The organism is Coriobacteriia bacterium, from assembly GCA_034370385.1.
Taxonomy (GTDB): domain Bacteria; phylum Actinomycetota; class Coriobacteriia; order Anaerosomatales; family PHET01; genus JAXMKZ01.
On record JAXMKZ010000038.1, the window covers coordinates 1 to 20,539 of the forward strand.

The window sequence follows — 20,539 nt, forward strand, 5'->3', positions numbered from 1 at the left end:
ACACGATTCCGCTCAGAAGGGCCGGATTTGTCCGGCTTCGCGGCGGAACGGTGTCCGGCTTGCACCGGAATGCTGTCCGGCTTGCGGCGGAACGGTGTCCGGCATCGCGTGGAATAGGTGTCCGGCTTCGACCGGAATACGCACGTTCAGGCTGCGTGAGACGAGCATCGGCGTCGCTCCGAGCCAGATCGCGGTTCAACTTCACAACCTGCTGGCAGACGCACGCGCGCGGATCGAGACGACGACAATCCCCGCAGACTCCGCCGATGAAATGGCTGTCTGGTTCCATCACCGGCTCGTTCAGGTCCACCTGTTTCCGAACGGCAACGGACGCCATGCGCGCCTAGCGGCCGACCTCCTGGCCATCGCCTTGGGAGGAAGACGATTCACGTGGGGAAGCGGAGATCTGACAGCCCCGGGCGAGACTCGCTCCGCTTGTCTGCGTGCTCTGCAGAAGGCAGACCGGGAGTTCGACTATGCGCTCCTGCGAGCCTTCGCACGTTCGTGAGCCGCAAGTGGGTGGCGAGAGCCAGTGACGGTCTGAACGCCTGACGTCGGGTGCACAACCCTCAGGGCGGGGGGTGCGCAGCCGATCTCCGCGACCACTGACTTGCAGCTCAGGGGGCACAATCGCGTCTGGCCTCCAAGCCCAGTCGCACGCCAATGTCACACCCTGACGCCATACTCCCGTTCGAGAGCGCGAAGAGGCGCTGGGGCGAGAGTCAGGAGGCCTTGTCATGGGTCGTCACTCCGAGGGTCCCTACCGTGATTCGTACTATCCGCCACAGGCCGTACTGCAGACGGTGCCGTGCCGCGAGTGCGGGAAGATCGCATACAGCAGTCGACGCCAAGCGAACTCGCACATCAAGCGGTTCGACCGCGAGAACAGGAAACGCGCATCCCGCGACAGCCTCCTGAGGGCCTACGAGTGCCCGCATGGCAACGGCTGGCACGTGGCACACGCCCGCTCTCAGGGGCAGCGCATCGGCATGGGAGCCAGACTCTCCAAGAGCGCGCGGCTGGCTCTGGCGAACTCACTCGACTGGAGCGGGGTCCCGTCTGTGAGCTAACGCCCCTGCGGGTCGGGGGCTCGGGGCGCCCTGCGGCTCAAGCGTCACTTTCGGCGACCGACTGGAGGAATGCGATGTCAGTACTGACCCTCACCCTCGGTGACGGTCGTAGGGTATGGGCGTCTCGCTACGTGGTGTCGGACACCTGGGCAGGATTCCTCGCTTGGTCCAACCAGGAATCGACAAAACTGACGATGATCTCATCCACGTACGAAGAGGCCGCCCACACCTTTGGCGATCGCATGCCCCTGCTGGTCATCGTTCCGGAGTGCGAAGCCAAGGATATTCCCGGAGTGCGCGTCATGGCCTGCCTTGAATCGCAGCCCCTTGATCCGGCCAGGGACGGTTCGGCCCTGGTGTGCGCGTGGTTCCAAGAATCGGCATCCCTCGTGCCTGACGAGATTGGCGCGGGCGAGCTCGGCGGGATCGACTGGGAGCAGCAGGCCGATGACTTCAATTTCTAGCCTGACTTCATCCAAGGGGTGACCGGCGCCCTTTGGAGGAGTACCCCGAAGGGGAGGGGCTCGAATCCGATTCCCGCGAGAAAGGCCAACTGAATTGCCGCTATAGTTAGGTTTGTGGTATAAACCTTACTAACAGGAGGCGCTATTCATGGCTGGCTACATCACAGAACGATGGGTCTCAGAGGCAACCAGCGGCATCCCTCGTGCCGAACGGCGATCGTGCGAGTATCGCGCCTACCTGCCCGATCGTCTTGCGACGCGCGCCTTCCGGCTCAACGGAGATGTCGCCGCGGATGTGGCTGACGCCGAGGCCGCGATCGCGAAGCTCGACGGGCGTGCCGGTGCACTCACCGACACCGAGGCTCTCGCGCGAATGCTATTGCGCGCGGAGAGTGTCGCCTCCTCACGCATTGAGGGGCTCGAGGTCGGCCCGCGGCGTCTGATGCGGGCCGAGGCAGCCAGGCAGATGGGCGAGGGCGTTGCCGACATGAGTGCCGAAGAGATCCTAGGCAACATCGACGCGATGGGTGCCGCATTGCAGGTGGCGAGCGACGGGCGCGACCTGGTGGTGGACGATCTGCTCGAGATCCATAGGTGCTTGATGGTAAACACCCGGATGTCGAAGTACGCAGGTGAGACGCGCGAGGTCCAGAACTGGGTGGGCGGGAACATCTACAACCCATGCTCGGCCGGCTACGTGCCTCCTCCCCCATGCGAGGTAGATGCGCTGCTGGAGGACTTGTGCGAGTTCTGCAACTCGGACATGTTGCCAGCGGTGGTGCAGGCGGCCATCGCGCATGCGCAGTTCGAGACGATTCACCCGTTCGTCGACGGGAACGGCCGCGTGGGCCGCGCCCTCATCCATCTGATCCTGCGCCGTCGGGGTGTTTCGACGCGGGTGCTGCCGCCCGTGTCGCTGGTCCTGGCCACCCGTACAGCCGACTACATCGGCGGGCTTACGGACTACCGGTATGAGGGAGAGGCCTCTTCAATCGAGGCGCATGATGGAGCCAATCGCTGGATCGCCAGCTTTGCTGCGGCGTGTGTACGCGCAGTTGGCGACGCTGTCGAGTTCGAGGAGCGCTGCAAGCAGATTGAGACCGCATGGCGCTCTCGCCTTGGACGGATTCGCGCGGGGTCGTCCACTGACCTGCTCGTGCGGACGCTCCCCGGCATGACAGTGGTGAGCGTGAAGAGCGCGACGGCGGCGCTTGGGCGCAGCAAGCCCCAGGTGAACGAGGCAGTGGCTAGACTCGTGGACGCCGGCATCCTCAGTCAGATCACGGTTGGCCGCCGAAACAGGGCCTTCGAGGCCATCGAGATCATCGATGCCTTCGCTACGCTCGAGCGGCAGCTGGCAAGCCCCGAAGGGGACACACGCGTCTCACCACCTGCTCGCCCGGTGCCGGCAAGACGGTAGGTGCGTGGCGAGCCCGCGTGGCAGCTCCCGTTGCAGGAATGTCGCGACGAGTCGGGTGGTGCACCCGAAGCAGAAGCTCGCCGGTATCCCTGCCAGCACAGGAAGGCGTTACTCGTCCCTCGCGCGCAGTGCGAGCCGCTATGCGGCCCCTGAATCGGTCAGTTCGGGATGCGCCTTCGCCAGCCAGCGGCGAACAAGCTTCTCGAAGTGCTCGACTCTGCGAAGCAGAGCCTCGACATCTTCTTCGCCAACCAACCCCTCGGCGTCGTACAGCGTCGCGTTGCGCTTCTTGCGAGCGGAGTCGAGCGCGTCAACGCTGGCCTGGGAATCGGAGCCCATGAGCCAAGGTACGACTCGAAGTGTATCGCGGTGGTTCTCGCCCCCCTTGACACGGTAGCCCGAAGCCCTGACGACCACCTTCGCTAGCAGGAAGCCGGCCGTGTATGCATCGACGTACCTGCCTTCAACACTCTGGCCCATGACGCGTGCGTCCTTCGCGGCCGTCTCAAAGCGCTTCAGCAGCTCGGAGATCTCTTGGGCGGATGTCTCCAGGGGATCCAGAGCATCAGGAGCCATCGGGTCCCCCAACCACATCGAACCGCGGCTGCGAGAGGATGGCATCGATGAAGTGGTTGCCGCCAGCACGCTTGGCCGCAAACTCCGCCGGTGTGTAACTGACCACATCGATCTCGCGCCCAAGCTCCCTTTGCGCCTCGGCGATCGGCGCGACAAGAGCATCGTCTGACGCCTCGCTTACCACCAACAGGTCGATGTCGCTGCTCACCGTGTCGGCCTCAGATGCCGCCGACCCGAAGACGAACGCCCACACTACGGGCGCCTCCACGCTGTCCAAATGACGCGCGATCGTCTCGGCGATACCCAGCTCGCGAGAGAAGAGTGCGAGCAGGTCATCGAATCGCCGGCTGCGAACCGCCTTGTAGGTGCGCCGATTCCCGTCCCGAGCCGACTCGAGCAGCCCGAGATCCTCCAACCTGCCCAGGGCAATCTGTGCGGAACGAAGGCCCAACCCGGCTCGGCGCGCAATCTCGCGCTGATGCAGGACTGACGCCGGATTTCGGAGAAAGACCGCGAGCACCTCTCGGGTTGCGGCCGTTCCGATCAGGCGCGTCATGGCGGTGGGTGGCAGCTTCGTCTCGTACGTCCCCTTTGACTCCTCGGCAATCAGGGGTTGGGTCGTTTCGCCGACGTGTGGGTGTTCAGCGGGAGTCACGGTGGCAATGAGCACTCCATGCCTTGTGATATCGAACGACGAGCCCTGGGCAACCTCGTCCAAGACGGCGCCAAGCCTACCTGCAAGGTCGCTGGCGGTGATGGTGTGTGTGGGCTGACTTGCAGTCATTTGACTTAGCTCCTTAGTCGTTCGACTAAGTAAGCCTACTGCTGTCGCCCGGACGGGTCAAGGGCCTCAGAGGACATGAGCGTTCACGGTCATCACCCTAGCACCTCGAACTGTGTCTATCCGCAGCATCCAAGCATCGTGCGTATAACCACAGACGAAGTAGAAACCTGCATGAGCGCCCCTGGAAAAGGAAAGACCCGCCGGGTGAGCATCGCTGAGAGGCTTGGCGGGTTTGCTGATTAGATTCTACGCACGCCGGTCGACCGGCGCAACAACAACCCCGAGCCGGTGCGCGGGAGTGTTGCATGAGGCTCTGACGGCCGCCTGACGAAAGGCGGCCAGCGGGATAGAGGACGCACGCGTCTAGAACGACGGCGCGCTGCATCAGTACAGCCCGAGATCCTGGGACTCCGTAACCAATCCGTCGAGGGCCGTGCGCCGGCTTCCGAAGGCAGGTGCCCCCTTGAACACCCATACCGCGTCAAGGGTGTTGCGGCTCAGCGCCCACAGGACTACGCCGAGCGCGTGATCGCGGTCGACCACCATGGCGTCCACGCCTTGCCTTCTGGCAAGCGACTTGACCGCCGCCTCGGGAATCACGGTGCCACCTGATCGCCGCCCGTGTTGATCCGCAGTCTCCAGCGCCTGACGAATCGCCCTGTTTCTGCCCCCCCACGTTCGAGTCGGGTGAATCCTTCTCCCATGAGCGACTGCCACCGATCAATCCAGTCACCAGCACCGGTAAGCGCAAGCTGCTCGGCAAGATAGCCGAGTCGCTTCGGGACTGTCCCACTGCCGAAACGCTCCACGTACTCTGTGAGCAGCGCGGGGTCGATCTCGCTCCACGCGCGCGGCAGCATCTCGCTGACCTCAGCTATTCCGCCGGCGAGATCAGGTCGATCAAGGATATCGAGCACTGTCCGCTCGCGGTTCGTCACTCGAACCGGCAGACTCCCCACCCATTCCTGAGTGATCCCGAATATCTTGTCTTGGCGAAGCGTGACGAAGCGGTACGGCACCCCGAGGATGGTCTTGCTGGATTGAGAGCGACGTTTCGCAGCAATGAAGAACTGGGTCCTAGGCAACTGGGTGGTCCAGCCCCAATGGCGAGCCGCTGTCCAGTACGCCGCGGCACCGGTCGGCACGATGAAGGTGCCGACCGCCAGAGGGTCCTCGCTCCACTCACGATCGACCCCCGCCTCCAGCGGCACGAGCATGTACTTACCGCGCTCGAGTCGCTCCAGCCACCCCTTCGACTCAAGCCGAGACAGCACATTGAGCGTCGTTTGCCCCTGGCCCCAGAATCCCTCGGCATCTGCGAGCGTGAAGACGTCCTTGGCTGCGCCGGCCAACGTTGCGAGAAACGCAGCCTCGCGCGGTCCAAGTTCCGTTATAGTTCGCGTCACGCTAATCACCTTTTGACTGTTATTATCTCGACACAAACTATATCATCAAGAGCGGCGGCGCGGAAAGCGACCGGCAGTTCGGGCCCCGCAGATCAGCCAGGGGGTCGAAGCTGAAGCCCTGGTCCTCGGGCCTCAGCGGCGAGTTCCTTCCCTCGCTGTTTGAGGTTGGACAGCCTTGTTGGCAGCTCTGGGTCCAGCTCGGCCAAGTACCCTCCGAGAGCCTCGGAACCCGGTCACACCCACTGCGAACGCCTACGCTGCCTGACCGATGACCCGGCCAACTTCTTCGCGGGTGGACCCAAGGGCCAACAACGACTTCACCAGTAGATCCAGCGAGACCGTAGCGTCCGCTGCTTCCATCTTGGCGATCCGCGACTGACTCGACCCGAGCCGACGAGCCACTTGGACCTGCGTCCATCCCTGTCGCGTGCGGGTGTCTCGAAGAAGATTCGCCAGAGCCAGCTTGAGCGCGACGTACGCAGCTTCCTCAGGACTGAGCTCCAGAAGATCCGCGGCACTTCCTGCCCGCCAGCCGCCAGACTCAAGACGGCTCCTCTTCGCCTTGTCCATAATCGTTCCCCCTATCCATCCGCATGCGTGTCGTAGTCGCGGAACCGCCGCCCGCTCATCGACCACCCGCAGCTCGTGACAGCGAAACCCGATTGCAGGCATGGGCCGTGAGTGGGGCATCCCGATGGAACTACCGCTTTGCAGCCGACGAAGGAGTACGCCTGCCTCGACTCGAGCCACAGCCGACAGTGGCGGAGTTCGCACCTCGCCGTGTTGCCACACGAGCGGCTTGTCGCCACCCGCGCTCATGAGTCCGAGTGTATGTCAGATACGACATACAGGTCAAGTGCCGGATGTGGGTGATGCGTCTTCACGGTCATCTCCTCCAACCGAAACGGAGGAGCGGAGGAATCCCAAAGGTGGCCTCACCCTAGCACCACGCTCTGACATCGGAGGCCCGAGAAACACAGACCCTCACCACGCCACCCAACGTGCTCGGTTTCACGCACGCGGTCAACACGTCGAGTTCATCGCTGCAGCCGTAGCAGGCGGATCGATGAACTAACTGACCCACTCAATAACGACACCGAAGTCGGCAGGTGCCGGGGCGGGGAGCGCGGGCGCGATGCCGAGCTACAAATCGGTCTCAAGCAGTGACGCGACATGCGCGCAGTAGTCGGGAGCATGGAGTGCGACGGCACCCAGCAACTCCGTGGAAGACAGTGGCGGGTTCTTGAGAGCGGACGCTGCGCGCCGAACGACGTTGGCCATCGCATCGGGATCCTCATCCACCAATTGAAGCAGGAACTGGTCGGGTGTCATCACCAGCGCCCGGGTGTGAACATCCACCGTCGATTGAGGGAAATGGCGGATGTTCAGTGTGACAATCACTGATGCGTGACAGGCCACGGCGGCTGCCACAACATGCGAGTCGTCCTGATCCGGCAGGAGCAGGGGCAGAGGGTCGACGTCAACGCATGCCTCGGGGAATGCTGCAGACATCAAGTCCTGAAGGCGGAGCAGCCTCTCCTTCGGGATATCCGGTCGGTGCCTCGAGAGCGCGGCGAGCATCTCAGCAAGAATGCGCTGCGACCAGATCGGCGTGAAGAACTGCGCCTCGGCACAGCGCAATAGGATGTCTCTGAGCGCAGCGGGATAGAGGACGCACGCGTCAAGTACGACAGCGCGCTGCATCAGTACAACCCGAGATCCTGGGACTCCGTCGCCAATCCGTCGAGGGCCGTGCGCCGGCTCTCATCGCGATTGCGCCTGTAAGCGATGACATCGCCGACATCCAACCGACGATGCGTGCCCACCTTGTAGTGCGGAATCTCACCCGCGTCTAGCATCTTGATCAGGTGCGGGCGGGACACACCAAGGATGTCGGCTGCCTCCTGTGTGGTCAGATCGTGCGCGACCACAACGAGCGCCGCGTCCCGGCCTTCGGCGACTATCGAGAGCGCCTCCTCGGTGACGCGATACACCGGCTCCGGCGCCTCCGACTCGATACCGTACTCATCGGTCACGGTGATCCGCACAGTGCGCGCCCTGGCATTGGGCGGATTCGCCGCTGAGTCGGTACCCTGTTGCGCATTTCGCATCACTCGCTCGCCTTCTAAGAGAACCACATTCGCATCATACGAAACATTCGCAATATTCGCAACGAAGGAACCTCGGGTGTCGCGCGAAGGTTCACGAGGGAGTGTGTGCGCTGCCCTGCCAGCTTCTCGGTGGCAGAAACCGGACTTGAACCCTTGCCCTTCGGGTGCACCACCCTAAGGGCATGCCCACGCATATCACCCGATCGCGTCGAGAATCGTGCCGATCTCGAGGTACATGCGCGCATGACGAGCGTCCGGAGAGGCGAATCGAACGGGAGTGAAGCCGACGCGCGCGTAGAACGACTCGGCCGCAGGCTTCGCGTCGACCAGCACCGCGACGCAGCCGACCCGTGCGTGCAGAACCACGGCTTCTTCGAGGGCGTATGCGAGCAGTCGGCATCCCAACCCCCGACCCTGGCTCCGGCTATCGACTGCAAGTCGGGCCACGAGAAGGGCCGGCAGGGGATACGGTGGGGCGTTGACTGTGAGTGCGACTTCGCCTGAGCGAACGGTGGTCGCGGCCAGCGTCAGGTAACCCCGAATCCGATCATCGTCGGCGAACACGTATGTCGCGCTGACACCAGCGGCGGCGTTGTTCAGAGCGTGCCGTTTCAGGTAATGATCGAGGTCGCTGGATCCGCAGGTGAAGCCGGAGGGGTCGTCTGTCTGCGTGAGCGGCCTAATCACCATCGGCGGCCATCAGGCCGCGCAGGGCATCGTTGGCCGGGCGAGGGTACGCGACGCGGTCCGACACTTCACGGAACGACTCAGGGGTCAGTACGGTCTCGTCGGACGGGTTCGCCATGAGCGTCATCACGTCTCGGCGGTCTCTGGAAGCGCGCAGGGCCGCGAGACGATCGCGGAATCGCTCGTCATCCTGTGCAACCGCGACGAGATCATCGAGCAAGGCGAGCTCCTCCATTGAGACGAGCGCCGCCACCGGGCGGTGATGTTTCTCTATGAGAACACGCTCTTTGCCGAACCCCACCAGACTCAGGATCTCGGCGAAACGAACGCGAGCTTCAGATGCAGTGACTGCGGTCATGGCAGAACCTCCTCGACTGCAGAGTATACGAAAGATACGAAACGTACAATGCTCTTGCGCGACGCGTGGATGGCGGGCGGTAACGGTAGCGCAGCCAGGCTTCGCGATGTCTTCGAATCCGCCGGATCCTTTCACCCAGCCGCTACTCGGATCTGCGGTCAGCCGCGACTTGACTCACCCGTAGGGAAACTATAGTATCGATAGAGTAATTATAGTTTCTAGTTAGGAACATGACTATGCGCCCACCGAGAGTAGAGCGAAGCCCACGGCGATACCCGCTCGACGCCATCTTGGGCTCCGAAGGTCAGGTTCGAATCGTTCGGGTGTTGCTTAGCGAGGCTGCGGCTCCAATGGGGGCGCCCGATATTGCTGTCCTCGCGGGGACGTCGGCTGCAGGGGCGAGGAAGGCGCTCGAACGCTTGGTATCGGTCGGGTTCGTCGAGAAGGTGGGGGGAGGTCGGGCCCCAAAGTACCGTGTGCGTGATGCTGCCGTGGCGAGAGAGCCCCTGACTCGCGCCTTCGAGCTTGAAGCGCGTCAATACGACCAGCTGATTCGGGGAGTTCGGGAAGCAGTGGCGATGCCGGAGGTGAGTGCGGCATGGTGTGAGCCACTGCCGCTGGACGTTGCGTCGGCGCTGGGGGTCTCGGTTGTTGTGGGTGCCGAGCACCTTTCGTGGGCGCGCGACGAGATTCGCTCGCGTTTGGCCGAGACCGAGCAGCGTTTCGACCTGATTGTTGAGGTCGCGGTCTATACCAAGGCCGATGCGCCGCCGCCGGGGGATCGGGACATCGCACTGTGGGGCGTTGTCGGCGGCACTTCAAGTGAGGGTGCCGCGGCTCCGCTGACGCACGCGGCGGTGTCCGCGCGCAGCCTTCGGGCCGCGCAGACGGTGGCGGCGATGGTGGTGTCTGACCCCACGTTGATTCGGCGTGCGGCGCGACATCTCGATACGCTTATCGAAGAAGGACAGGGCATGGCCACCGCGGACCTGGTCGAGTGGCGACAGCTTCTGCGCACCTACTCGCCACAGCGTGTCAGCGACTTGCTCGTCTCCGCATCGTCACGTGCGGAGCGGCTGCGGCGGAGTGCGCCGTTCTTCGCAGTCCTCACACCGGAGGAACGTGACCGGGTGCTCGAGGCGGCGGGAGAGGCGCGATGAACTACGCCCAACTGGAACACGCGATTCGGGCGGCGTGCGATGTCTCGGGGGATTGCGAGCTGCTGATCTTCGGCTCGCAGTCGATTCTCGGTAGCTACCCGCACGCGCCCGAAGCGCTGCGGGCGTCTATCGAGGTGGACATACAGCCGAAGAACCGTCCCGAGATGCCTCGAAGCTCATGATCTCGCTGCCAGCAAGCTGGCGGCGTTCAGGGACAAGGACCGAGAGTTCGTCACGATACTGCTCCAAGAGCGTTTGATTGACTGCGGAGTGCTTCTCGACCGAGTTTCAGCGTTGCCAGTGGACGAAGATGTTCGGCAGCACCGGGCGAGATGGGTGCGCATCATCGCTGATGAGATGGGCGTCTGATCATCGTCGGGTGCACCATCCGAAGGGCAGGGTTGACGGTTGGGCCGGTCGCGACGTAATATTCAGCCGAAACATCAGATTCATGTCAGACATGAATATGCGACCGAAGGTGAAAATGGCACAGCCGAAGCGTGCAACCAAAGAACTTGAGACCGCCCTCCGCGAGGCAGGCATCAGAGACGTCAGGTCAATCCCTGATGCTGTCCTGGTGCAGGCGGGGAGGGCGCACGTCATCGAGGTCAAGGCCGTGAGCGCTGGACATGGCCGACCGCAAGAAGTGAGGAACGCACTTGCGCATGTGGAGCGGCAGCACTCCGACGCCGTCGTTGCTGTCGTCGCTGAACACTTCACCACCGGCGCCCTCGATCTGCTACGTGAGCACAACGTGAACTACCTGGACGACAGCCATTTCGTGTTTCAGGTCGACGACCCGTTCATTGCAGTGAACCGTGAGCGGGTGGCCAGGAGTGACAAGGCCCCTGCACGGAGCCGACAGGGTTTGGCCGGACGGATTGGCACGGCAGTCCAGGAGATCCTACTTGAAGATCGAGACTGTTGGCGCGTTACTGATCTTGCGGCGGCAGCAGGCGTTGCCATTGGAACTGCGCAAACGGCGCTGCAGCGACTGCAAGACCTTGAGCTCATGGAAGCTGAGGGTAGCGGCCCCCGGAAGCAGCGGAGGATCTTGGACAGGGGGGCGCTGCTGGACAAGTGGGCCGAGGACGCGGGTCGTGAGAGACGTCGCCTCCTGTCCACCTACGTCTATGCACAGGGGCCGAAGAACCTGGGGGCCAGCGTGTCCGAGCGCCTCGCCGGGCAAGGGATTGAGCACGCTGTAACGGGGGCTGTCGCCGGTCTCATCATTGCGCCTTACGCCACCGATGCCCGCATCTGTGAAGTCTGGGTTGGGCCGAACGTGGGCGGCGAAATGTTGACTGCAGCACTTGGCACGGAGGCGGTGGACAAGGGCGGAAACGTTGTCTTTCTTCAGGCCAGAACCGAGGCGCCGTTGTTCCGTGCTCAGAAGATGGAGAACGTTTCCGTTGCGAACGCAGCACGCGTGTATGCGGACCTGTTGCAGGATCCCAAACGCGGGCAGGAACAAGCTCAGTTTCTCCGCCAAGTCGTGCTGGGGCTCTAGATGAGCGACATCATCCGACGCGCAAGCGACTACGACGAGTACTCGACCGGTCTTTGCGAGCGTGCGCAACTTGCTTTGTTGAAGTGCGCAGGCCCATGGGGCGACCGTGTGTATCTGACTGGCGGTCTCGTTCCGAGATACCTCATCACTGATCTACCTGAGTATTCGCGGCCGCACGTAGGCACTATGGATGTCGACTTGGTCGTGGGCGTGGCGGTGGTCGAAGAGGGCCCCGAACCGTATGACACGCTTGTCGCTAACATGAAGAAGGCCGGCTTCCGGTTGTTCAAGGATGAGGATGGAAGCGAAGCCTCGTTTCGGTGGTGCGTCGACATCGACGGCAAGGTCGTTGTCATCGAGTTCCTTACGGAGCAAGGAAGTGAACCGGGAACCATCACGCGTCCGAGACAAGGAACTGGGGCAAAGCTCGGTGCGTTCGAAGTTCGCGGCGCACGTCTGGTTGCTCTTGACTACGTGGAGCGAGAGATTCGCGGTGCACTGCCCGATGGCGATGAGTCGTTTGGCACTCTTCGCGTGGCGAATCTGGTGCCGTTCCTGACGCTGAAGGCCATGGCGATGCACGAGCGGGGGTCGGTCAAGTACAAGGACGCATACGATATCGTCTTCACGCTTTCCAACTGGCCTGGTGGACCTGAGGCTGCTGCGACGGCGGCGAAGGAGAGCCCGATCTACGGAGAGGCGCCGGTGACCGAGGCACTCGAGCTTCTTGCCGCTCATTTCGAACACGAGCGCATGGATGGACCAGGTCAGTACAGCAGCTTCCTGTTCGATGAGTACCACGATGAAGAGGAGGAAGAGGATCGCTTGCGGCTGGAGGCCGTGTCCGTGGTGCGCAGCTTCTTGCGAGCGCTGTAGAGCTGTTTCGGCGACCGGGCGTCGCGCTTGTTCGCGGACGCACGGCCCATGCAGGAAGACAGCCAGGCGACATCGGAGTTGAGTAGGGGCGTCCTAGCAACTGGAAACCCTCCGTGTCGCCGCACCGGAATTCGCGTCGGGTGAGTAACCCGAAGGGCAGGGGCCCAACTCCGGTCACCGCGACCAAGAATCTGCAGGTCAGGTACCGTCAATGGTGCTTGGCCTGTTTGTGTTTCGAGGCGACCTTTCCACTGTTCGTTTCCGCGCTTGGCACCACCAGCCTTCATGAGACGGCGTGCTGCGCCCGACCGAGACCGAGGTCCGCCGCCGATGGGACGAATCTTTCGGCTCGTCTTAGCTGGCGGTATCCTGCTCTTGCGGCCATGCTTCGGCGCGCTGGAGCATGTCTCGGTCTGGATGACTCGAGGGCGACTGGGTCGGCCGCGAAGTACGCAGGCCCTCCTCTTCGACCTGGTCTGGTGTTTGAGACTCGAAGAACGCGCTTGCGACCCGAGCAATGTTGCCTCCTTGGGGGCTCGGAATGAAACGCCTAGACCTGTGGCCGGGCGGTAGTCAAGAACGTCATTGAGGAGTTTTGGGTTGATCCGAACACCGCGGCCCCCGAGAACAGCGATGCGGCCTACGGTATCGTCGGCTTTCCGAAGACTGCAACAAATGAGTATGTCGCTTTCCCGGTCTTCACTGACGACGTGCTCTGTGATTGCAGGCCGGCAGCCGAGATGGCCGGGATTAGTGCGGCCAAGTGAACGGAACGCGTCTTGAGCGCATGGGTTTGGCCGCGAACAAGCACGGAGTAGTGGGGGTGGGTAGCCGTATATGAGGGCTCTATGTCGGCGACGACTAGTTCGCCGCCGGGCTTCAACACCCTCGCCACAGCCATCCAGTCTGGATCCGACTCCATTGACGAGAGGACCAAGGCGAGGACCACCACGTCGAACTGGTCGCGTTCAGCGCTGACGAGGTAGCTATCGATGTCTTCTACGCGGGCAGCAGTCTTCAGGGCCACACTCGCCATGTTCTTCTGGAACTGCCTAACCATTCCAGGGCTTTCGTCAACGTACGACCACATCCCATTGGCGTATTCGTAGAAGTGGTCCGCTATTAGACGACCCGTCCCGCCGCCCAAGTCGAGTACGCTCCACGACTCGAGTCCCTGGACGTGGCTGCGCACTCTACTGATCACCTCGCGATGCGTCTCCAGCAAGAGCGAGGAGTTTCGTGCATCATAGGAAGGAGCGACGGTGTCATAGAACGATTGCGAGTCGGATGACGTGTACACGTAATCGAAGACGTCTGTGGCTGCCGTATACTTCGATTGTCGCCGTTCTTGAAAGAACAGCGTTGCTATCAACACGAGGGTACTGCTCAGAGGCTCCCAACCCGGTCGCCCAAAAAGCCAGCCGACGGAAGCTACGAGCGCGAGAGTATTGGTGATTCTCCAGCCCGTACGTCTATCCACGAGGCGTCCTCTCGGCAGGAACACGGCCCAGCTAGGTAGAAATGATTGTAAGGACCAGTCTGACACGGCCCGGCTGCAGTCACCAACCGTTAGGCGGAATCTCATGCTGACAAGGTCGCTCGTATCTAAGCTCTTCGAGACTTCCACCATGCAGCGATGGACCGACCATGCTCGCCCAGTTCCGTTTACCATTCTCGGCAAGCACGCCCATATGGTCACAGCAGCTTGGGTGTATGGTCGCAGCCTTGAAATGCAACTCGAGCCACCGACAATCAACTGGACGAAGCTTGTCGACTATGCAGTGTACGAACTCCTCAGGAAGGCCGTCCTTACGGACATCAAGTCCCAGGTGTTCCGAGACCTGAACAAGGACGAGAGCAGCAGGCAGGCGCTGCTCGGCTATGTACAAGGAAGCCTGCGCGAGGACCTTACAGCAGTCAGCCCCGCTTCCTTCGATGGTTTCGTTCAGTACTTTGACGCTGAGATTGACGACCCGGATTCCCTTGGTCTCGAGTACAAGCTCCTCAGATGCGCCAGCAACTATGCGACGAGGTGGGAATACCAAATCATCTCGGAGGTCGATAAGGTCAAGTACATCACTGACACACGTCGAGCTCTGGATGACGAGAAGGCTCAATACGGGAAGTTCTTGCCGAAGGAAGTTGATGATCTCGAACCCGACAAGCTGGCGAAGTTCCTCGATCTCTGCGGACGCTTGCGATTCCAAGACCGCTGGTCACAGACGCCAATAGTCCCAAGGAGACCAGTCATGGACCATCAACTCGTGGTGGCGACGCTGGCTCACCTCAGTACTCGCCAACTCAAGATCGGCGATGCCCGCACCTACAACAACTTCTTCGGCGCTCTCTTTCACGACCTCGGCGAGATTCTCACGAGAGATATTGTCTCTCCGATAAAGAACATCTCCAGCGAAGTGAAGAGAGTCATTGATGACTTTGAGAAGACTCAATACGACAAGCACATAGATACTCTGGTTCCACAGAAATGGCGCCCCGAGCTTCGCAGGATGGTACTAAACCCGTTCGTTCAGGACATTGATTACGACGGTGAGTTCGTGAAGGCATGTGACACTTTCGCGGCCTTTCTCGAGGCCTACTACTCAGTGAAGTACGGCACCTACTCCCCCGAACTCAAGAAGGCGCTGTTGTATCTATACGAGTCACGTAGGAAGCGAGGCCCAATTCGACCTCGCGCGGATCATGAAGACTCAATTGATCCCATGACCTTCGATGTCGCATATGAGCTCTGCTTCTACGAAATCGAACCGCAAATACGTCGCATCTAGTCGCGTCACAAGGGCGCGACCATAGCGTCAAGGGTCCGCGCTGCGGGGACAACATCCGAACCAGAGGCTTTCTTCTGACGAACTATCGAACTCAAGCCTTCTCCGGGTGAGGTGGTAGTCTGTGAGCCGCTGATGCAATGCGCCGATGATGACAGAGGTGACCTGCCTTTGAGACGCGTCAAGGACGCACTAACGGCCCTCTTCGCGGGCGAGCACCTCGATCGTCTGGCCTGGTGCGGACCTACGCCGCAGATCACCGTTGCTCAGGAGCTACTCGCGGACCGCCTTGCGCCACTCCCGACCGTCACGGTCGCTGATGTGTTCGACGAGGCTTTTCGGACGCTTGTGCGAGAACACCCGGTTGAGTATGTTTTCAAGTCCTGCGCGCTTGAAAGGCTATTGTTCGGCCGCCACAGCCCCAGGAGGACTGCCTTCTACACCGAGTTCAGAGTGGGCGACTCGCGAGCTGACCTAGTTGTCATCAATGGGCAGGCGCACGCATATGAGGTTAAGACGTCCTACGACGACTTCTCCAGATTGGCAGCACAGCTGGAAGACTACTACCGGGTCTTCACGCACGTGACGCTATTCGTAGATGAGACGCGCGCTGAGTCTGTTGCCCGTGTCGTGCCTGAGTTCACGGGAATTGTCGTGCTCTCACGCAAGTATTCTATGAGCACCGTGCGGCCTGCTGTCTCTAGCGCGAAGGGTCTCGACAACGGGGCGCTCTTCCGACTGCTCCATTCGGACGAGTACCTGTCGCTTCTTTCCCGACTCGGCGTCGAAATGCGCTGCGTTGACCGTGCGCTGAGATATGGCCAGTCTCTGGAGGCGTTTGCGGAACTGGACCCTGTTGACGCGCAAATCGAAGTCATGCAGATACTGAAACAACGGCAGCGTACAACCCAGCTCGCGGACATCGCGGACGGCTTGCCGCACAGTCTGCGGCTCGCGCCGTTCGCCTACCGGAAGTCCAAGTCGGATTGGGGGGCCTTGTCAGAGCGGGTGCTCTTGCGCGTTTAGTCCGCAATCTATGGGGGGGGAACGGTCATGTACATGCCCTACCTGCACGGGAAACAGGAGGAGCTCTTCTCCGTCATTGAACTTGGCGCGCTGGGTCCTTTGGTTGTGCCCATCATCAAGCCCGTGAACCTCGACGGTGCGAACGTTCGGCGCATCGCTAGAATTGCCGCCGTGACTCGTCTCGCGGTCATTACCAACAGCGACAAGGGCCGTCCTGGACAGATGCCCACGTACGCCGCATCGGTCGCAGCGCTCGCCGATCAGGCAATCACCCCGTACGCAGCCAACGTCTTCCCAGCATTCGAGCTCCGTGGCAATTCGACACTCCCTCAGCTGACTGTCTTCGCAACTGAGTACGCCGGGCGGACATGCGTCCTGATCCACAAGAGCCATACCTTCGACCCGACAGCCCTGGCGACCGCCATGGTGCCCTTCGCCGTGCCCCCAGTTCACGTCTTTGTTGAACCGGGTGTTGCCTCAAACGCATACGTGGGTCTGCCGTCCGCCGCCAGAGTCCTGGTTCGCGATGGCTTCGACGCGTGCCAGCGGAATTCCGACTACCCTCGTCAGAGCGCATTCGATGATTTGGCCTATCAGTACAGGGCGCGGAGTTTCGACGGGTTCGGTGACTTCTGCATGATCGGCGACCGATACTCGTCGGGCGGGGGACCTGCCCTGGCCGTCGCCCTGCATGTCACCGAGGACACGGGTCAAGCACTCCTAATGAATCACTTCGTCTCCGTCAGCGTCGGCGTGGACGTCCCCACCATGTACTTCGAGGCAGTCGACGACCTCGCCGCCAACGTCGGCATCCCGCCGCGTGCGGGCATGGGAACACTTGGTATCGCCAGCTATCTCGCTTCCTCTACAGCTCGGAACTACTCCGGCCTCGGGCCAGCCAAGCGATGGGGTGCCATGCACCACATCGAGACAGCACGGCGCATCATCCAGGCGTCGGGCGTCGCTGCCTCGTTCTAGCGAGGGAGCGGACACCGCACCGGAGGAGGGGACGGATTCCCCCGTTTTGGCCCGCAAGGGGGAGCAAGGCCCTCGATGAGGCTACGACGGCCTCGGAGGCCGTCGTAGCCTCATCGTTGGGAACTCGCCATGGATCTTGACTTCCCCTTGGGCTCCACGGGCATGGGGAGAGAATGTCGGGTTCGCAGCCCGAAGATGGTGAGTGGTAGCCGTTCGGGTGCACAACCCGAAGGACGGGGCTCGGGTCCGGTTCGTGCGACCGAAGAAGACCGCAGGCAGATGCGGTAGACGTATTCGCCCTGCCTTGCTTTGTTCTACCAGTCTCTTTGACATTCGCCCAGAGGTATCCGTACAAGCACGGCGTCAGGAGCGTGCATAGGCTGCGACCTTATAGCCTGGGTCCGCGCTCCCCGGGCAGAGCACGCTGGCATATTCTGGCCCGCTTCTGACACAATGGCTGAAGTCACTTCTGGGGAGGGTGCATGAGCGCTGAGCTTGCTCGTTGGATGAGCGGTGGGTTGTAGTGCCGTCGCAGCCCCCCATCGAGGCCACCCAGAAGGTGAAGGTCCGTCCCCTGGCCGAGGAAACCTATGGGCTGGTTCCGGACTCCGAGTGGAAGCAGCTACTGAAGAGGGCGAAGCGCCTATCTGCAGAGGCCACATGGCAGGCGTCGTTCTCGACGCTACTCCTCGGCATGGCTGTCACGGCCGCCATATCCTTGATGCAATTCGGGGCAGACAAGGAATCCGCCAAGCACTACTGGAGCTGGTTCTCTCCAGTGATGTGGGCAGTATGTGCCATTGGTGCGGTCGCGGGACTAGTCCTGCTAATCACGAGTCTCAAGACAAGGACCGGCCTGATCGAGGAGTTCGAGGAGCTCGACCAGCGGCACTTTCTGTCGGTGCCGGAGGTCGTCGGAGACGGGTCATCGGCTTCTGGTGCGGGTGGCCAACCGACGCTGCCGTTGCCGTTCGCGATTCCTGAGGATGGATACGTTGCGCAGACCGCAAGCCCTCCAGTGCCCTACGTCGTTGAGGAGCGTGTGGTGCATGCTTCATTTGGCCCCGGCCGAGTGGTGGCCGTGAAGATGCCGTACGTCATGGTTCAGTTCGATTCTGGTGGCGTCAAGAAGATGCCGGCCGCCTACGCTGCAATGAAGAGGGAATCGTGAGCTGCGATCCAAAGTACTTCAACGATCCCGTACACGGTCTTGTCAGCTTCGGCGACTCGCTTATAGACCATCTTCTGTTGAACCTCATCGACTCTGTGGAGTTTCAGCGACTTCGGCGCGTACGACAGCTTGGAATGGCAGAGTGCGTCTTCCCCGGTGCAACGCACACCCGACTGTCGCACGGGATCGGCGTTCTGCGCGAAGCGCGCCGGTTTGCGGACCGGTTGAGGGAGCTGGATGAGTCGCTGCTGAGTGAAGAACAGGAGACTGTGCTCTTGGTTTCCGCGCTACTACACGACTTAGGCCACGGACCCTTCTCGCACGTCTTCGAGAGGATTACTGACGATTCACACCTGGATCGGACTGTCGAAATAGTCCTAGACTCGTCTACGTCGATAAACGCCATGCTGGTAGCCTTCGACGCGCAGCTGCCACTTCTAGTGGGAAGCTTCTTCATACCGGATTTCGCAGAGGCGACAGATATGGATGTCTGGCCCGAGTATCTGACATCAATCGTATCCAGCCAGCTTGATGCGGACCGGTTCGACTATCTTGTGAGAGACAGCCACTTCGCCGGCGTCAAGTACGGGGTATTTGAGGCCGATTGGCTCGTGAAGCATCTCAACGTTGACGACAAAGGAATCTACGTCCAGCGGAAGGCGTTCACGGCTGCTGAGAGCTTCGTGATGGCGCGCCATCACATGTATACCAGCGTGTACTTCCACCATGCGACGCGTGCTGCGGAAGTCATGCTTGAGCGACTGTTCTCGCGGTACAAACTCCTGTTGCGGGGCTGCACGGGACCTCAACAAGTGGCCGAGGTGGTTCCAGGGGCGCCGCCCGCAGTGGTCTCAGCATTCGGGGACGCCAAACTCAGTCTTGATCAGTATCTCGCTCTCGATGACAGTATGCTCACGGTGTTCATCTACTGCTGCCAAGGCGCCAGAGACCCGATTCTTTCGGCTTTGGGTTGGGGTCTTTGGAACAGGAGATTGTGGAAGCACATCGATGTCACGCACGCTAAGACGACCGAGGTCGTGAAATTCGTTGGTCACGTGAGAGATGAGTTGGAGAATCAAGGAGCTGACATAAACTACATCTGGGCCGACGACACACCTGCCGATACTCCTTACAGGCCCTACAACGTTTTGGTGGCGGAGGTACCCATCCGCGTCGAGAACGGAGCGGGAATAGTAGTAGAGATTACTGAGGTCTCGGAAGCACTTCATAGCCTCACGAAGCAGTACTCTCTAGCCCGCTACTACTTCGCGTCAGAAGTACGAGGTATAGTCAAGCAGGCAGAAGCCGAAGTCCTAGGTGGAGGCGATCATTAAGTGTGTCGTGAGAAGTATCTCTGGCTTGCCGCAGTGATTCTTGCGCAGCCCGACAGCCGAATCAGCGGGCGAATCCGCCTACAGAAGACAGTCATGCTGCTCCAGAAACGTGGTCTACCTACAGACTACCAATACCGAATGCACTTCAGAGGGCCCTACAGCGAAAGCCTAATGGAGGATATCCAACTGCTCGTGCAGTTCGACACTGTCGCGGAATCCCGCAACGGAAGCGAGTATACGTTCGAGATCATCCCAGGAACGTTTGAGATGAACGATGAGATTCGGTCCACAATGGACCACCTGGCTGCACCGATCGCCGCAATTGCTGCGGAGCGCGATATCAACGTGCTTGAACTCGCTGCGACATTCGACTACGCCAAGTCGCTTGGACGCACGGATGAGGAAGCGTACCTGCCAATGCGGCGCAAGCCGTGCTGGAGCCAGCAGCGCGAGGAGAGCGCACTTCTATTGCTGCAGCAGTTGGGTCCGCAGGAAACTGACGAGACGCGCTGCTAGGCCCTAGTGCCCTTGGACCAGGGCGTACCGCACGCAACTAAATCGGTGGGGGCCTGACAATGCGAAACAGGACGCTCTAGACAAGTCAAAGATCAGCTGAGCCCGGCGAATCGCAGCCCCCATTGGCACCACGATCGCACGCCCGGCGCAATTCTCGTGCATTGGCGCAGATGTGGATTCCGGTCGAAGTCGAACAGCATTCCGGTGCAAGTCGAACACCGTAACGCCGCAAGTCGAACACTCCAACGGTCGAAGTCGAACACCGTAACGGTGGCAAGCCGAACACTTTTCGGCCCCTGACCGTAATCG

At 61.2% G+C, this 20,539-nt stretch carries 24 protein-coding genes and 1 pseudogene; 14 read left to right on the forward strand and 11 right to left on the reverse strand.

Going from position 1 to position 20,539, the window contains the following annotated elements; genetic code table 11:
* The 4 genes from U1E26_07960 to U1E26_07975 all read left to right on the forward strand — a co-directional run.
* A partial coding sequence (locus tag U1E26_07960; protein ID MDZ4169576.1) for a Fic family protein occupies window positions 1-508 on the forward strand: 508 nt, incomplete at its 5' end.
* Window positions 509-737: 229 nt separating this feature from the next.
* Window positions 738-1,070 (forward strand): hypothetical protein, encoded by a 333-nt coding sequence (locus U1E26_07965; protein MDZ4169577.1) that lies wholly within the window; start codon window positions 738-740, stop codon window positions 1,068-1,070.
* A 74-nt stretch (window positions 1,071-1,144) separates the two neighbouring features.
* Window positions 1,145-1,534: a hypothetical protein gene (locus tag U1E26_07970; protein MDZ4169578.1), complete on the forward strand. Its 390-nt coding sequence runs from the start codon at window positions 1,145-1,147 to the stop codon at window positions 1,532-1,534.
* Window positions 1,535-1,682: 148 nt separating this feature from the next.
* Window positions 1,683-2,954, forward strand: a complete 1,272-nt coding sequence (locus U1E26_07975) for a Fic family protein (GenBank protein MDZ4169579.1) — start codon at window positions 1,683-1,685, stop codon at window positions 2,952-2,954.
* Window positions 2,955-3,092: 138 nt separating this feature from the next.
* On the opposite strand, the gene U1E26_07980 is transcribed toward U1E26_07975, so the two are convergent.
* From U1E26_07980 to U1E26_08025, 10 genes and pseudogenes are all read right to left on the reverse strand, one after another.
* The gene (locus U1E26_07980) at window positions 3,093-3,530 is read right to left on the reverse strand and encodes a hypothetical protein (GenBank protein MDZ4169580.1); all 438 of its coding nucleotides are present in this window, start codon (window positions 3,528-3,530) and stop codon (window positions 3,093-3,095) included.
* Complete coding sequence (locus U1E26_07985; protein ID MDZ4169581.1) at window positions 3,520-4,314, reverse strand: nucleotidyltransferase domain-containing protein; 795 nt, start codon at window positions 4,312-4,314, stop codon at window positions 3,520-3,522. Before U1E26_07985 ends, U1E26_07980 begins: the two co-directional genes overlap by 11 nt.
* Before the next feature lie 384 nt (window positions 4,315-4,698).
* Window positions 4,699-4,914, reverse strand: coding sequence for a hypothetical protein (locus U1E26_07990; protein MDZ4169582.1), 216 nt, complete (start codon window positions 4,912-4,914; stop codon window positions 4,699-4,701).
* Window positions 4,911-5,720: a type IV toxin-antitoxin system AbiEi family antitoxin domain-containing protein gene (locus tag U1E26_07995; protein MDZ4169583.1), complete on the reverse strand. Its 810-nt coding sequence runs from the start codon at window positions 5,718-5,720 to the stop codon at window positions 4,911-4,913. The genes U1E26_07990 and U1E26_07995 overlap by 4 nt, the downstream gene beginning before the upstream one ends.
* 252 nt (window positions 5,721-5,972) lie before the next feature.
* Entirely contained in the window at window positions 5,973-6,290 is a 318-nt protein-coding gene (locus U1E26_08000; protein ID MDZ4169584.1) for a helix-turn-helix transcriptional regulator, read from the reverse strand.
* A gap of 57 nt (window positions 6,291-6,347) precedes the next feature.
* Window positions 6,348-6,539, reverse strand: a pseudogene (locus U1E26_08005) (type II toxin-antitoxin system RelE/ParE family toxin).
* A gap of 324 nt (window positions 6,540-6,863) precedes the next feature.
* Window positions 6,864-7,424: a PIN domain-containing protein gene (locus tag U1E26_08010; GenBank protein ID MDZ4169585.1), complete on the reverse strand. Its 561-nt coding sequence runs from the start codon at window positions 7,422-7,424 to the stop codon at window positions 6,864-6,866.
* Window positions 7,424-7,768 (reverse strand): helix-turn-helix domain-containing protein, encoded by a 345-nt coding sequence (locus U1E26_08015; protein ID MDZ4169586.1) that lies wholly within the window; start codon window positions 7,766-7,768, stop codon window positions 7,424-7,426. Before U1E26_08015 ends, U1E26_08010 begins: the two co-directional genes overlap by 1 nt.
* Window positions 7,769-8,026: 258 nt before the next feature.
* Window positions 8,027-8,521 (reverse strand): GNAT family N-acetyltransferase, encoded by a 495-nt coding sequence (locus U1E26_08020; protein ID MDZ4169587.1) that lies wholly within the window; start codon window positions 8,519-8,521, stop codon window positions 8,027-8,029.
* Window positions 8,511-8,876 carry a type II toxin-antitoxin system Phd/YefM family antitoxin gene (locus U1E26_08025; GenBank protein MDZ4169588.1) on the reverse strand — a complete coding sequence of 122 codons (366 nt, stop codon included), beginning with the start codon at window positions 8,874-8,876 and terminating at the stop codon, window positions 8,511-8,513. Before U1E26_08025 ends, U1E26_08020 begins: the two co-directional genes overlap by 11 nt.
* A 350-nt stretch (window positions 8,877-9,226) precedes the next feature.
* Between U1E26_08025 and U1E26_08030 the strand changes: the two genes are divergently transcribed.
* The 4 genes from U1E26_08030 (at window position 9,227) to U1E26_08045 (ending at window position 12,422) form a co-directional block, all read left to right on the forward strand.
* Window positions 9,227-10,036 carry a hypothetical protein gene (locus U1E26_08030; protein ID MDZ4169589.1) on the forward strand — a complete coding sequence of 270 codons (810 nt, stop codon included), beginning with the start codon at window positions 9,227-9,229 and terminating at the stop codon, window positions 10,034-10,036.
* Window positions 10,033-10,218, forward strand: coding sequence for a hypothetical protein (locus U1E26_08035; GenBank protein ID MDZ4169590.1), 186 nt, complete (start codon window positions 10,033-10,035; stop codon window positions 10,216-10,218). Before U1E26_08030 ends, U1E26_08035 begins: the two co-directional genes overlap by 4 nt.
* Window positions 10,219-10,346: 128 nt before the next feature.
* Entirely contained in the window at window positions 10,347-11,546 is a 1,200-nt protein-coding gene (locus tag U1E26_08040) for a type IV toxin-antitoxin system AbiEi family antitoxin (protein MDZ4169591.1), read from the forward strand.
* Window positions 11,547-12,422 carry a hypothetical protein gene (locus U1E26_08045; GenBank protein MDZ4169592.1) on the forward strand — a complete coding sequence of 292 codons (876 nt, stop codon included), beginning with the start codon at window positions 11,547-11,549 and terminating at the stop codon, window positions 12,420-12,422.
* A gap of 640 nt (window positions 12,423-13,062) precedes the next feature.
* On the opposite strand, the gene U1E26_08050 is transcribed toward U1E26_08045, so the two are convergent.
* Complete coding sequence (locus U1E26_08050; GenBank protein MDZ4169593.1) at window positions 13,063-13,902, reverse strand: class I SAM-dependent methyltransferase; 840 nt, start codon at window positions 13,900-13,902, stop codon at window positions 13,063-13,065.
* Between the two features lie 103 nt (window positions 13,903-14,005).
* On the opposite strand from U1E26_08050, the gene U1E26_08055 reads away from it, so the two are divergent.
* From U1E26_08055 to U1E26_08080, 6 genes are all read left to right on the forward strand, one after another.
* The gene (locus tag U1E26_08055) at window positions 14,006-15,208 is read left to right on the forward strand and encodes an HD domain-containing protein (protein ID MDZ4169594.1); all 1,203 of its coding nucleotides are present in this window, start codon (window positions 14,006-14,008) and stop codon (window positions 15,206-15,208) included.
* 168 nt (window positions 15,209-15,376) lie between these two features.
* Entirely contained in the window at window positions 15,377-16,231 is an 855-nt protein-coding gene (locus U1E26_08060; GenBank protein MDZ4169595.1) for a sce7726 family protein, read from the forward strand.
* A gap of 27 nt (window positions 16,232-16,258) precedes the next feature.
* Entirely contained in the window at window positions 16,259-17,209 is a 951-nt protein-coding gene (locus U1E26_08065) for a sce7725 family protein (protein MDZ4169596.1), read from the forward strand.
* 523 nt (window positions 17,210-17,732) lie between these two features.
* Complete coding sequence (locus U1E26_08070; protein ID MDZ4169597.1) at window positions 17,733-18,380, forward strand: hypothetical protein; 648 nt, start codon at window positions 17,733-17,735, stop codon at window positions 18,378-18,380.
* The gene (locus tag U1E26_08075; protein MDZ4169598.1) at window positions 18,377-19,714 is read left to right on the forward strand and encodes an HD domain-containing protein; all 1,338 of its coding nucleotides are present in this window, start codon (window positions 18,377-18,379) and stop codon (window positions 19,712-19,714) included. The genes U1E26_08070 and U1E26_08075 overlap by 4 nt, the downstream gene beginning before the upstream one ends.
* Before the next feature lie 171 nt (window positions 19,715-19,885).
* A complete protein-coding gene (locus U1E26_08080) occupies window positions 19,886-20,230 on the forward strand; it encodes a hypothetical protein (protein ID MDZ4169599.1) in 345 nt (114 codons plus the stop codon).
* Window positions 20,231-20,539 lie beyond the last annotated feature (309 nt).

What these genes read in the sequence shown, in the direction of transcription:
- U1E26_07965 (MDZ4169577.1), top strand. Translation starts at nt 738, where the DNA reads ATGGGTCGTCACTCCGAGGGTCCCTACCGTGATTCGTACTATCCGCCA.
- U1E26_07970 (MDZ4169578.1), top strand. Translation starts at nt 1,145, where the DNA reads ATGTCAGTACTGACCCTCACCCTCGGTGACGGTCGTAGGGTATGGGCG.
- U1E26_07975 (MDZ4169579.1), top strand. Translation starts at nt 1,683, where the DNA reads ATGGCTGGCTACATCACAGAACGATGGGTCTCAGAGGCAACCAGCGGC.
- U1E26_07980 (MDZ4169580.1), bottom strand. Translation starts at nt 3,530, where the DNA reads ATGGCTCCTGATGCTCTGGATCCCCTGGAGACATCCGCCCAAGAGATC.
- U1E26_07985 (MDZ4169581.1), bottom strand. Translation starts at nt 4,314, where the DNA reads ATGACTGCAAGTCAGCCCACACACACCATCACCGCCAGCGACCTTGCA.
- U1E26_08000 (MDZ4169584.1), bottom strand. Translation starts at nt 6,290, where the DNA reads ATGGACAAGGCGAAGAGGAGCCGTCTTGAGTCTGGCGGCTGGCGGGCA.
- U1E26_08010 (MDZ4169585.1), bottom strand. Translation starts at nt 7,424, where the DNA reads ATGCAGCGCGCTGTCGTACTTGACGCGTGCGTCCTCTATCCCGCTGCG.
- U1E26_08020 (MDZ4169587.1), bottom strand. Translation starts at nt 8,521, where the DNA reads ATGGTGATTAGGCCGCTCACGCAGACAGACGACCCCTCCGGCTTCACC.
- U1E26_08025 (MDZ4169588.1), bottom strand. Translation starts at nt 8,876, where the DNA reads ATGACCGCAGTCACTGCATCTGAAGCTCGCGTTCGTTTCGCCGAGATC.
- U1E26_08030 (MDZ4169589.1), top strand. Translation starts at nt 9,227, where the DNA reads ATGGGGGCGCCCGATATTGCTGTCCTCGCGGGGACGTCGGCTGCAGGG.
- U1E26_08035 (MDZ4169590.1), top strand. Translation starts at nt 10,033, where the DNA reads ATGAACTACGCCCAACTGGAACACGCGATTCGGGCGGCGTGCGATGTC.
- U1E26_08040 (MDZ4169591.1), top strand. Translation starts at nt 10,347, where the DNA reads ATGTTCGGCAGCACCGGGCGAGATGGGTGCGCATCATCGCTGATGAGA.
- U1E26_08045 (MDZ4169592.1), top strand. Translation starts at nt 11,547, where the DNA reads ATGAGCGACATCATCCGACGCGCAAGCGACTACGACGAGTACTCGACC.
- U1E26_08055 (MDZ4169594.1), top strand. Translation starts at nt 14,006, where the DNA reads ATGCTGACAAGGTCGCTCGTATCTAAGCTCTTCGAGACTTCCACCATG.
- U1E26_08065 (MDZ4169596.1), top strand. Translation starts at nt 16,259, where the DNA reads ATGTACATGCCCTACCTGCACGGGAAACAGGAGGAGCTCTTCTCCGTC.
- U1E26_08080 (MDZ4169599.1), top strand. Translation starts at nt 19,886, where the DNA reads ATGGAGGATATCCAACTGCTCGTGCAGTTCGACACTGTCGCGGAATCC.